This window comes from Thiorhodospira sibirica ATCC 700588, from assembly GCF_000227725.2.
In the GTDB taxonomy this organism is placed as follows: Bacteria; Pseudomonadota; Gammaproteobacteria; order Ectothiorhodospirales; family Ectothiorhodospiraceae; genus Thiorhodospira; species Thiorhodospira sibirica.
The window spans coordinates 1,300,519-1,312,189 of record NZ_MU255056.1 but is presented as its reverse complement, the minus strand read 5'-3'; the positions used below and the strand labels follow the sequence as shown (position 1 = coordinate 1,312,189).

10 protein-coding genes are annotated in these 11,671 nt (G+C 55.2%); 8 read left to right on the top strand and 2 right to left on the bottom strand.

Annotated features, from left to right (window positions below; genetic code table 11):
• Positions 1-5 precede the first annotated feature (5 nt).
• A protein-coding gene (locus THISIDRAFT_RS06275; RefSeq protein ID WP_221913965.1) for an IS5 family transposase occupies positions 6-798 on the bottom strand; the annotation gives its coding sequence in 2 pieces (ribosomal slippage) (positions 6-540 and positions 539-798; 795 coding nt in all).
• A 153-nt stretch (positions 799-951) separates the two neighbouring features.
• On the opposite strand from THISIDRAFT_RS06275, the gene THISIDRAFT_RS06270 reads away from it, so the two are divergent.
• The 7 genes from THISIDRAFT_RS06270 to hemG all read left to right on the top strand — a co-directional run bounded on the left by THISIDRAFT_RS06270 (position 952) and on the right by hemG (position 7,179).
• Entirely contained in the window at positions 952-1,578 is a 627-nt protein-coding gene (locus THISIDRAFT_RS06270; RefSeq protein WP_006788704.1) for a hypothetical protein, read from the top strand.
• Between the two features lie 418 nt (positions 1,579-1,996).
• The gene (locus THISIDRAFT_RS06265) at positions 1,997-2,410 is read left to right on the top strand and encodes a hypothetical protein (protein WP_006788624.1); all 414 of its coding nucleotides are present in this window, start codon (positions 1,997-1,999) and stop codon (positions 2,408-2,410) included.
• Between the two features lie 5 nt (positions 2,411-2,415).
• Positions 2,416-2,625, top strand: coding sequence for a hypothetical protein (locus THISIDRAFT_RS06260; protein WP_006788623.1), 210 nt, complete (start codon positions 2,416-2,418; stop codon positions 2,623-2,625).
• The gene (locus tag THISIDRAFT_RS15320; RefSeq protein WP_083824670.1) at positions 2,547-2,795 is read left to right on the top strand and encodes a transposase; all 249 of its coding nucleotides are present in this window, start codon (positions 2,547-2,549) and stop codon (positions 2,793-2,795) included. Before THISIDRAFT_RS06260 ends, THISIDRAFT_RS15320 begins: the two co-directional genes overlap by 79 nt.
• 616 nt (positions 2,796-3,411) lie before the next feature.
• Complete coding sequence (gene rnhA / locus THISIDRAFT_RS06250; protein WP_040853251.1) at positions 3,412-3,879, top strand: ribonuclease HI; 468 nt, start codon at positions 3,412-3,414, stop codon at positions 3,877-3,879.
• A 98-nt stretch (positions 3,880-3,977) separates the two neighbouring features.
• Positions 3,978-5,726, top strand: a complete 1,749-nt coding sequence (locus tag THISIDRAFT_RS06245; protein ID WP_006788621.1) for a methyl-accepting chemotaxis protein — start codon at positions 3,978-3,980, stop codon at positions 5,724-5,726.
• A gap of 124 nt (positions 5,727-5,850) precedes the next feature.
• The gene (hemG, locus tag THISIDRAFT_RS06240) at positions 5,851-7,179 is read left to right on the top strand and encodes a protoporphyrinogen oxidase (RefSeq protein ID WP_006788620.1); all 1,329 of its coding nucleotides are present in this window, start codon (positions 5,851-5,853) and stop codon (positions 7,177-7,179) included.
• Between the two features lie 144 nt (positions 7,180-7,323).
• Here the strand turns inward: hemG and THISIDRAFT_RS06235 are convergent, their stop codons facing one another.
• Positions 7,324-11,022, bottom strand: coding sequence for a PAS domain S-box protein (locus THISIDRAFT_RS06235; RefSeq protein ID WP_040853248.1), 3,699 nt, complete (start codon positions 11,020-11,022; stop codon positions 7,324-7,326).
• Here THISIDRAFT_RS06235 and THISIDRAFT_RS15030 point away from each other — a divergent pair.
• On the top strand, positions 11,021-11,146 hold the full coding sequence (locus tag THISIDRAFT_RS15030) for a hypothetical protein (RefSeq protein ID WP_256439192.1): 126 nt from the start codon (positions 11,021-11,023) through the stop codon (positions 11,144-11,146). The genes THISIDRAFT_RS06235 and THISIDRAFT_RS15030 overlap by 2 nt on opposite strands.
• Positions 11,147-11,671 lie beyond the last annotated feature (525 nt).

Genomic DNA, 11,671 nt, shown 5'->3' with positions numbered 1-11,671 from the left:
GCTGTTTAAAGTCTCTTGAGCAAGAGGCACAGGAAAGCCCAGTGAACGAATGGTAAGCGGGTGTTGAGCGTGCGCTCAGCGTTTTTCCAAAATCGCCGGTGCTTTTCCAGCCAGGCGAAGCTGCGCTCTACCACCCAGCGCGTGGGGATGACCTTGAAGGTATGCAATTCGCTGCGCTTGGCGATGTGTACGGTCACGTGCTCGCCCAGGGTCTTTTGCACGTGCTCGGCAAAGGGTCGGCCGGTATAGCCACCGTCGGCCAGCACGCTTGGCACACAACCCAACCCCGTCTTGCAGCGCGCCAAGGCTTGCACGGCGCCTTGGCGATCTGTGACCTCGGCTGTTGTCACCGCCACGGCATGGGGTAGACCTTGTGTATCCACCGCCACAGGGCGTTTGATGCCTGAAACCTTCTTGCCCGCATCATAACCTTTGTGTTCTGCGGTGTCTGCGTTCTTGACGCTTTGTGCGTCCACGATTAACCGCGTGGCACTGGCATTGCGCCCCTGTTTTTTGCGGGCTGCGCTCACCTGATTTTTTTAAAGCCTGCTCCAGCAGGCTGCCGCCTTCGCGCGGCTCACTCCAGATCGTGAAAGAGTGATGCACTGTGCGCCATTTCGGATACTCGCTTGGCAAGGCTCGCCACTGACAACCCGTACCTAGCCGATACAGCACCGCACAGAATACATCGTACAGATCCACCCGCCGGGGGGCCGTCTTCTTGCGTCCACTTTCCAGTAAGGCACGAATCTGCTCGAACGGCTCTCGACGGAGGTCACTGGGATAGGTATGTCTCATCTTGCTATTGTCGGCTATTTTTAGAAGACTTTGAACAGGTTCTTAGGTCAATCACGCCGCGAAGGATCAGCAATTCCAAATTTAAGCCCATAATTGTTATCAAGGTCTTTCCAGAGCTTACACCTAGATCCTTCACAGACTAAAGCATCGCCCATGGTCTCCAACCTTAGCCCAGCGCCATCGCTTTGCTGTTCCATCAGCCGCCTGGGCGAGGTACTGTTCGCCTTACCTGACCATCGCAAAGGCGGGAACAATCAGCGCTATACCATCGGTGACGCCGCCTTGAGCGCGCTCTCAGTGTTCTTCATGCAAAGTCCGTCGTTTCTGGATTTTCAGCGCCGGATGGACAAGGAACGCGGCGCCAACAACGCCCGCACGCTCTTTGGCGTCCATCAGATCCCGAGCGATCAGCAGATCCGCAACCCGCTTGATCATATCGCGCCAGCGCCGCTGTACCCGCTGTTCATCGAGGTCGTTGGGGTCTTGCATGACCAAGGCGCGCTCGCCTCCCATCGCGGGCCGCATGGAGGTTTGCTGATTGCGCTGGAGGGGACGCAGTATCACCGCTCAACCAAGATTTCTTGTCCATGTTGCTCCACGCGGACACGGAAAAATGGCCAGATGCGCTATTTCCATTCTGCGGTCACGCCGGTGATTGTCGCGCCAAGACAACCTCAGGTCTTCGCCTGCCCCCCGGCGTTTGTGATGCCGCAGGACGGGCAGGAGCAAAAAACAGTTCTTGATTTTTTATTCATTGTTTATCAGAATTCTCCATTTTAGATAGGTTATCTACAAACGCGAAGGTTTCGCGTTCTATGGTCGGGGTCGAAGTCGAATCGCAAAGTTGTTCTCTGTTCAGGATGAACGCCGAGGCCACTTTTATGGCGCAAGCTGGGTTTCGACGGCTGAAACCGCCCATGTTGCCGGTGTTGACCGGCCATTCGGTTGGGACTGCTCAACCAGGACTCCAGTTGCTCGCCCTTCGGGGCGCTATCAACGGAGAGCGAATTACCGAAAAACCATCCTGAGCAACTTTGTTTAGGTTTTTAGGAACAGCAGAAACAAGACTGTGAACTCAAAGCCTCCACCCGCTGGCTCCACACCTGGGGGGCCGCCGTGCGCCCCTGGAATCCGTTGTTTCTCGGCGATGACCTCGACTGCCATCAGCCGTTCTGCGAGCAGGTGCTCGCCCAGGGCGGTGGTTTCTTGTTCGTGTGTTTACCCCCATCCCATACTCTATGAATGGATCGCCGATTTCGAGCGCACCGCAGACCTGCAGGTGCGCACCACAACCCACTGGACCGGAACCCAGCGTCTGAGCGAAACCTACCGCTGGATCAACACCGTTCCCTTGCGCGAAGGCACGGATGCGCTGAGGGTCAATGGGTGCGAGTTGACCGTCACCAACGACAAGGGCGAGACGCTCTTTCAAAACGCTTGGGCGACCTCGGAACCCATCGATGGCGACAACATCGTCGCCTTGGTCGCCGCCGGGCGCAGTCGCTGGAAGGTTGAGAACGAGAACAATAACATCCTCAAGACGCAAGGCTATCGATTTGACACCATTATGGTCATGGCAAGCAGCATCTGGCGTCCCACCTCGCCACACTGATCCTGATGGCTTTTCTGATCCACTCGATTCTCGATCATGGCGATGCGCTCTACCAACGCGTGCGCCAACACCTATTCTCGCGGCGGATGTTCTTTGAGCATCTGCGCGCGCTGACGCTCTACCTGGTCTTCGCCACATGGCAAGCGCTCTTTGGCTTCTTGCTGGAGGCGTTGGTAACAGCCCAGCCCCCACCCGGGCGGCGCTCCCGGTGCTGAGCAGCCCAAATTTGGAATTGCTGGTCCTGTGGATTGCGCACACCGGGTCTTTTTGGCGGGATCTGCCCGAATGCTTTGGACGCGGCCATAGCATTTACATGCGCTATCACCGGTGGTCGAAAAAGGGGATATGGCAATGGCCGATGACCCGGACGTGGAGCACCGGCTGATTGACGACAGTCTTGTCAGGGTCTACCCGCAGGGTGCATCCCCAAGAAGGTGATCGCTGACACGGCTTAAGATTCCGCGGCACTGAGGGGCAGTATTCGCGCCATGGACGCCGAACCCGTGATTCCCCCGAGAAAGAACCGCGTGGATGTTATCGCGGTCAACGGGCACAGTTATCAAAGATCGCCATCTGGTAGAAAGATTCTTTCAGAACATCAAACCGTTCAGGCGAATCGCCACGCGCGATGAGCGGCCGGCAAGGAACTCCTCGTCGCTACTGTGTCTCGTTTCTGCCGTTATCGGGCCGGCTTGATGGTTAACGCCCCCTGGTTAGCCTGTCGCCGCTGATTGACGATTCACTACATTCTGCAGTGCTACCCCTTTTTTTAGTGCGGCATCTGGAAGATGCCGCCACGTTTTCATGCGGAGCTTAAGCCTCGTGCTCCCAAGCGTTGTCCCCAGTTTTTAAAGATTTGACCTTAGGCATTCTCAGTAAAGTACAATGAGAGTACAGAGCGCATAGATCACGGCGCCTTAAATCCACGCATGAGGTGGTCGCCACGGCAAGGTTCGTGACCGCTGGCATGGATGGATCACATCAGAATCAAGCAAAATATCATGAGCCAATGTGTTGAAATTTTTACCGATGGGGCGTGTCGCGGTAATCCTGGCCCCGGCGGCTGGGGGGCGATTTTGCGTTACCAGGACCGCGAGCGGACATTATCGGGCGCCGAGCGCAATACCACCAACAACCGCATGGAATTGATGGCGGCGATTATGGCCCTGGAAGCCCTCAAACGTCCCTGTCAGGTCAATCTGACCACCGATTCCCAATACGTCAAGCAAGGCATTACCCAGTGGGTCGCTAACTGGAAACGGCGCAACTGGCGCACCGCAGGCGGTCAGCCGGTGAAAAATCAAGATCTGTGGGAGCGCTTGGACAGCGCCGCTGATCCGCATGACATTCAATGGCATTGGGTGCGCGGCCACAGCGGCCATCCAGACAACGAGCGGGCAGATGCGCTGGCCAATGAGGCGATTGATGCACTGCTGGCCAAGCCATCTACCCAGCGCGCATTGAAATAATCAGCGCCAGCGCAGTAAATTCAGGCATCAAGACCAAAGGCATCTCAAGGTACGATGGGCGTACTGAGCAGACAACCCCCTGGGCACACGAGGTTACCGTGAAAAATTTAACGCTAAAGCAGCTTTTTTTCTTTTTAAGTGCGCTCACCTGTTTACTGATGCTGTTATTGATGGTGGTAGCACTGCAGCAGATGAAGATGTCCTCGCAGGTTACTCAGGCAACAGAGCGGCGCTACTTTTCTTATTTACTGGCGGATGAGCTGCGCCAAAGCTCCGATGATTTAACCCGCTTGGCACGGACCTATGTCGTCACTGCCCAGCCTAAGTGGGAAGAACAATATTTTCAGGTGCTTGCCATTCGCAATGGTGAGATACCCCGCCCCAATCATTATCACCGTATTTTTTGGGATTTTGCAGCGGTTGGCGAAGTCAGCCCTCCCTCACGCGGACAGACAATTCCCCTGCAAAGCCTGATGAAAGATATGGGATTTAGTGAACAGGAATTTGCCAAATTGAAAGAAGCGGAAGCCAATTCCAACGGCCTGGTACATACCGAAACCGTGGCCATGAATGCGGTTAAAGGTCTTTATGAGGATCGTCAAGGCGGTTTTACACGGCGCGCTGAACCTGACCTGGAAATGGCCAGACGGATCATGCACGATCAGCAGTACCATCAGGAAAAAGCCAGGATCATGCATCCGGTCAATGAATTTTTTAAGTTGCTGGATGCGCGCACCCAGGCAGAGGTTGATAGCGCTAAAACGAGCGCACAATTCTGGCTTATCGTGTTGATTGCCATGATGGGTTTTGTCCTGTTTATTTTTATGATAGGGCTTTTTCTCAGCTATCGCTATATAAAATCTGTATTGGGTGCAGAACCGATCACCGTGGTATCAATACTGCAAAAAATTGCTCGTGGGGAGGTCTATCACACGATCAAAGATGTTCCGAAAGACAGTGTGATGGCGTACACCGAAAGTATGCGCAAAAATCTTGTCGAGGTTATTTCCTCAATTCACGCCACGGCAGAAAAAGTCAGCAGCTCTGCCATGCAATTACAAAGCAGTAGCGATGTCAATGTACAACGTCTCAATGAACAGCAGCAAGAAGCAGAACAGATCGCCAGTGCCATGGCGCAGATGCTGGCCAGTACCAAAGAAATTGCGCATCGCATGAATGATGCCTCTGGACTCACCGACAAAACACAACATCAGGTTAATGACGGGAATCATGCCATTACCCTCAATGTCATGACCATTGAAAAACTGACCGGACAGATTAATAAACAGGCTGAGGTCATGACCTCTCTGGAACAAAAAAGCCAGGCCATTTATGGTGTTGTCGATGTGATTAACGCCATTGCCGAACAAACCAATCTGCTGGCCTTGAATGCCGCTATTGAAGCGGCTCGCGCTGGTGAGCAGGGTAGAGGCTTTGCAGTAGTTGCTGACGAGGTGAGAAATCTCGCCAGCCGCACCCAGCAATCCATCGGCGAGGTACATCGTCTAATACAGGAATTACAAAATACCAGCCAGAGCACCATCACGATGATGCGCAATAGTCTCAACGAAGTACAGCAGGCTGCAGAAGGCGCGCATCAAGCCAGCGATGCCTTCAGAAATATTGCTGATTCCATTGAATATTTAAAGGACATGAACCAGGCGATTGCAGCGGCCGCACAAGAGCAGGAAAATGTTGCCGGTCAGATTGACAGAAACATCAACGCCATCAGCCATGCCATGATGCACAGCGCCAATGATTCAGAAAAATTCAAAGAAGCCACCGATCATTTGCGGCAATCTTTAGAAACGCTGGTAAATATGGTAAAACATTTTCGCTATGCCTAACTGTTGCTGCAAAGGGTTTTACCGATAAGCACCATGGCTACGCAGGAACGTGCAGCATCCTCACCTGCATTCCTGGAAAATAATTTATTCACAAGTAATCACGACTTTTTAAGGAAATTTGATCATGCGCATTGCCATTGTCGGGGCCGGTATCAGCGGCCTGACGACTGCCTTTTATCTGCAAAAAGCCCGCCCGGACTGGGAATTGTATTGCTTTGATGCCAATCCTCGAGTCGGCGGCACCATGCACACCCTGGAGCGCGATGGTTTTTATTTTGAGGCCGGCGGTAACGGTTTTTTGACCAATAAACCCGATAGCCTGCAACTGGTGGAAGACGCCGGGGCGAGCGATTTACTCCTGCGCAGCTCTGATCTGACCCGTAAACGCTATATCTACACCGATCAGATCCATCGTCTGCCGGAATCCCCGCCGCTGTTTTTGAAATCCAAATTGCTCACCTGGCCGCAGAAGCTGCGGGTGGCGGCGGAGGTGTTCATCCCCGCCAAGCGCGATTTGCAGGATGAAACCCTGCAATCCTTCGGCTACCGGCGTGTCGGCAAGGCCATGACCGATGTCTTTTTGGACGCCATGACCGCGGGCATCTATGGCACCACCCCGGATCGCATATCCGTTGAGGCGGCGTTTCCCCTAGTGGTCAAGCTGGAACGTGAACACGGCGGCCTGTTTCGCGGCATGATGGCGCGGCGCAAAAGCCAGGCCGGCCCCGGCGGGGTGCTCACCAGCTTTCATCATGGGGTGCAGACCTTTATTGACTATCTGCATGGGCATCTGCGGGCGCATTGGTATCTGGGTCAAGCAGTGCATGAGATTGTGCGCGATGGCAACGCCTTTCGGGTGCGCAGCGATGCCCAGGAAATCCAGGTCGATCAGGTCATCGTCAGCAGCCCCGCCTATGCTGCCGCTGAGATGCTGAAATCGCTTGACCCGACGCTGGCCGAACAGATCAGCCACATCGGTTACTCACCGATTGCCGTGGTTGGCCTGGGCTGGCATGAACTGGATCATCCGCTGGATGGCTTTGGACTGCTCACCACCACTTCGGCAAAAATGCCGGTATTAGGGATTTTGTGGGAAAGCAGCGTCTTTCCTGACCGGGCGCCGGAGGGTAAAAAATGTGTGCGCGTGATGATTGGTGGACAGCGCAGCCCCGAGCTGGTCAACCAGGACGAATCCGGATTACTGGAAACCGCCCGCCGTGGGCTGGAACTGACCATGGGCATCACCAAAACCCCGGATGTCCACGTTGTACAGCGCTGGGATCGTGGCATTCCCTGCTATCCGGTGGGGCATCTGAGCGCGATGGAACGCCTGTTTGCCGAGGTGGGCAAATATCCCGGTCTGCACCTGTGCAATAACGCCTATTACGGCGTTTCCATGAACGATTGCGCCCGCAATGGCCGTCTGCTCGCCGAAAAAATCACCGCGCTGTAAATCTTCTTCAGGTCTTTTCCCGTGGCGGCATCAGGATGGTGCCGCTCTAAAAAGCGACGGCTGCCGACCTGCAACGCGCCTGCCTGCCGCGACGCACGCGGCGCAGGCAGGTGCGTCGCGGCAGGGAACCGCCGCCACATGGATTCAGTCGTGCTCAAACAAGGCCAGCAGGCTGCTGTAGTCATAACGCTGTGCCATGAGGCTCAGTTTTTGTGAAAGCTCAATGTCGTAATCGGCAACGTCTGCGATGCGGGTATTGAGTTCGATGATATCGCCGGTTTCAACGGCGGCTTTGAGGGCGTTTTGCAAGGTTTCAGGCAGAATGCGCAAGGCATCCGGCTTTAAAGTCGGTTCGGCCCGGTGATAACTTCTGTGGGCGGTGCTTTCCTGACTGGCGTAGCGGTAGCTCAGGTTCAAGGTCTGGGCCAGTACCGCAAAGATACGCTCAGCGGCAAAGGGCTTTTGCACATAGGCATCAATCCCGCAGTCCTGCATTTTCTCGCCTTCTTCTGCCAGGGTTGCGGCAGTGACCGCAATCACCGGCACATGGCTCATGGCCTTGATCTGGCGGGTGGCGGCAAAGCCATCCATCACCGGCATGCGCAGATCCATCAAAACCACATCCGGTGGATGGCGCATAAAGCAGGCCAGCGCTTGCTCACCATCATTTGCCTGTTCGATCACAAAGCCTATCGGCTCAAGCAAGGCGCGCAATAACAGGCGGTTGTCCTCTTTGTCATCCACAATAAGCACGGTGGGCGGCGACGTCCCGGCGGCCAAGCCGATAATTTCGTGTGCCGCGGCCCCATTGAGCGTTTGCGTGGTATCGATGCGTTCCGGGATTTCGATAAAAAAGCAAAAGCGGCTGCCTTGCCCTTCGGTACTTTGTGCCGTTAGCTCACCGCCCATTTTCTGGATGATGTGCTGGCAAATGGGCAAACCTAGCCCGGTGCCCCCGGCTTTGATGCCACTTACGGACTGATGAAAGGCCTCAAAGATATGTTTTAAATCCTCGTGTGGAATCCCCACGCCGCTGTCTTCGACCTCAAAACACAAGATGCGCAGCTGCTCTTCAGGATGCGCCTGGCTGCGAACGCGTAAACTGATCCCCCCGTGATGAGTGAATTTAATGGCGTTGCCAATCAGATTGATTAACACCTGCCGCAGTTTCGCCTCATCGCTGTAAATCACTTCAGGGGTGTCATGTTCACACTCGATAAGAAAATCCAGCCCCTTGGCCTGAGCCCTGGCGGCAAACATGCCCTGCAGATCATCAAGCAGCTTGGAGAGGCGGAAATCCTCCAGATTCAACCGCAGGCGTCCTGCCTCGATCTTGGAAAAATCCAGAATATCGTTGATCACCATGAGCAAATGCTGGCCGCTGCGGTCAATGGTGCGGACGTATTCGCTTTGCTTGGGGGTCAGACTATAGTCGCGGGCGAGGATCTGGGCAAAACCGATGATGCCATTGAGCGGGGTGCGGATTTCATGGCTCATGCTGGCGAGAAAGAGGCTTTTGGCCTGATTGGCGGTGTCCGCCCGTTCCTGGGCTTCTTTGAGCTCGGTAATATCGCGCCCTACCCCTTGCACCTCGACAATCTGGCCGTGCTCATCAAAGATGGCGCTGTCTTCCCAGGCCAGCCAGCGCCAGCCATCGCGGGTCATGGCGAGTTGCTCAATGGAGGCGCGATGAGGGGGGACGTTGAGCTGCTCCATCGCCGCCAGCGTGCTCTGACGATGCTCCTCATGCACCAGCGGCGTGAAGCAATGGCCAAGCAATTCGCGGCGGGTTTTGCCGAACATGCGGCAATAGGCATCGTTGACATAGGTAAAACGGTGATGCTGGTCCACGCGCACAATCAGATCATGTTGTGACTCCACCAGACTGCGATAGAGCTGCTCCTGGCGATGCAGCTTTTCCTCAACCGCCTTGCGTGTGGAGATGTTGTCAAAGCTCACCCCCACATGATCACCGGGCAAGGGGAAGGCCATGACCGAAAAAATCGCCCGCGCTACACGCTCATCACCGTATTCAATGTCTTCAAACGAACAGGCCTGCTGAGTGCGCACTACCTCGCTGTAGCGTTGCGGGATGCCTAAGTCTCGCAGACCGGGAAAACTTTCATCCAGCGTTTTGCCCAGTAGCTGTGCCGCCGGTACACCGGTCAACTGTTCGCTGATCGGGTTGGCATAGACCATGCGCAGGCTATGATTATTGTTGAGATTCTCCAGATGATAGACATGCAGGCCGATTTGCAGATGTTCGACAATATCCTGGGAGAGCTGCAGGGCCTCTTCCATGCGTTTGCGCTGACTGATGTCCACCTGGGTTCCATACATCCAGCGCGGCGCTCCGTGCGGTGTGCGTTCAATAATGCGGCCCCGCACATGCACCCATACCCAATGGCCGTTTTTGTGGCGCATGCGCGCCTCGTGATCATAGGTCGGCAGTTCACCGATGCTGTGCTTTTGCAAAATGTCCTGCACCCGGTCCAAATCCTCCGGGTGTAAGCGATCCAGCCAGACATTGATCCCCAGCGGCAGCAATTCCCCCAGCTCATAGCCCAGAATCGCCGCCCATTGTGCATTGATGTGGATTTCGCCGGTACGCAGATTCCACTCCCAGGTGCCGACCGAGGTGCCTTCAATGATATTGGTCAGGCGCATCTTTTCAATGCGCGCCTGCTCTTCGGCGCGTTTGCGCTGGGTGATGTCAATCACCGTGGCAAGCACATGATCCTGCCCATCCAAAAGCAGCGGGGTCAGATAGATCAGCTCCCAGATGCGCTCGCCATTGCGCTTGCGTGTCGGCCACTCCATTTGCATTCCGCCCTGCTGGGCCGCCTTTTTGATCAAACCGCGCATATAATCGGGCGGATAGGGGGGATTGCTCCAAAAGATATTTTGAATGTCCTCCACCGTAGAATAGCCGTGCAGCTCACAGGCCGCCGGATTGGCATCCAGAATGGATCCGCTGTCGCGGTCATTAATCAGTACCGCCACCGGCGAATTGATAAACAAGGCCTTGAATTGCTGTTCGCTATCAAGGGCGGCTTGCTGCGCGTTCATAAAATCCGTGATATCCAGACCTGTGGCCTGAAACTCAACGGCCCGCCCCTGAGCATCAAAAATCAGCTGATCCGTCCATTGCTGCCATACCCACTCCCCTTTGGCATTCACCACACGATGCACATAGGCATATACGGGATGCTCTGCGTTCATCTGGCCCAGGTGCGCTAAAATCTTGGCATGTTCGTGTGCCGGGACCAGATCAAGGAATTTTTTCCCCAGCAAAGCCTCGGCAGGTTGGCCAAAATTGCGGCAGTAGGCCCCATTGACAAAGGTCAAGGTGGTATCGGGCAAAAAGCGACACACCATCTCATGCTGCGTATCCAGCACTGAATGAAGGTATTGCTGGGCACGGTTAAATCGCGCAACGCTTTGACACAAGGCCCAGATCAAGGTAAGTACGCCGCCAAGCAGCGGCACCGACCCAAACACCACCTCAAGCCACGGATCGAGCAATACAAGATGCGTCAGCACCCGATGCAGGGCATACAACCACAGCAATCCCAGACCCAGCAAACCCTGATCCGTGGCGGCGGCTTCTAGCCGTCGCTTTTTTAGAGCAGCATCAGGATGATGCCGCCACGCGGGACGGTTCAATAGCCCTAGATAGACCATCCCAGCGAGCAGTAATACCATCAGCACGACATCCAGCACCAGCAGGCTGAGCGTGATCGGCGCCGCTAAAGGCTGGCCCCAAAAAACCTGTAGCCCAGCCACCGCCAGACCGGCCACAAACCACGCCCCAAGAAGGCGCACAGAGGAAGCACGAAGCATGGAAGCAACCATCAGAAGGGATGCGCGGTGGTCTGGCATGTGGCAAAAAACCTTTACAGAAAAGCCGGGCAGGGAAAAGCTCAAGACCAAAGAAGCGAATTATCGCATATCGGCGGCAGGCTGACGGTATCGCCGGGTGCAACGCTAGCCTAGATAACGGTTCAATGATAACGGTTCAATGCTCTGTCGCAAAATGGCGGCTTTCAGGAAGATTTGCCGAAGCCAAAAGGGTGATCTGGGCGGCATTAACCGCCTTTGCAAACAGATAGCCCTGAGCATAGGCGCAGTGAAAATGGCGCAATAGTTCCAATTGCGCCCCTTCGGCGACGACCTGCAAACCGAGTGCAACTCGACGATCCCAGTGACAACATCATCTTGCAGTGGCAACATCATCTTGATGCCGCCTCTGGGAGCGCGCAGCACCAGCTGCGCATAGCCGTTAAACCCCCGCGAGGCCTACGGCCTCGGTGCGCAGCCGGTGCTGCGCGCTCCCAGGGATCATGCCACTACGTCCCGTTAAACTTCATGTTCTGGAAAACATCCTTGGCGCTTTTCCAGGGGCTTGTGGCGGACGCCGCTTGCGTTGTGGCAGCATCATCTTGATGCCGCTGTATGGTATGTGGCGGCACCTTCGAGGTGCCGCCACATG

Coding starts and splice junctions, on each gene's coding strand:
- THISIDRAFT_RS15030 (WP_256439192.1), top strand. CDS start 11,021: ATGGAAGCAACCATCAGAAGGGATGCGCGGTGGTCTGGCATGTGGCAA.
- THISIDRAFT_RS15320 (WP_083824670.1), top strand. CDS start 2,547: ATGGCAAGCGCTCTTTGGCTTCTTGCTGGAGGCGTTGGTAACAGCCCA.
- THISIDRAFT_RS06260 (WP_006788623.1), top strand. CDS start 2,416: ATGGCTTTTCTGATCCACTCGATTCTCGATCATGGCGATGCGCTCTAC.
- THISIDRAFT_RS06270 (WP_006788704.1), top strand. CDS start 952: ATGGTCTCCAACCTTAGCCCAGCGCCATCGCTTTGCTGTTCCATCAGC.
- rnhA (WP_040853251.1), top strand. CDS start 3,412: ATGAGCCAATGTGTTGAAATTTTTACCGATGGGGCGTGTCGCGGTAAT.
- hemG (WP_006788620.1), top strand. CDS start 5,851: ATGCGCATTGCCATTGTCGGGGCCGGTATCAGCGGCCTGACGACTGCC.
- THISIDRAFT_RS06235 (WP_040853248.1), bottom strand. CDS start 11,022: ATGCTTCGTGCTTCCTCTGTGCGCCTTCTTGGGGCGTGGTTTGTGGCC.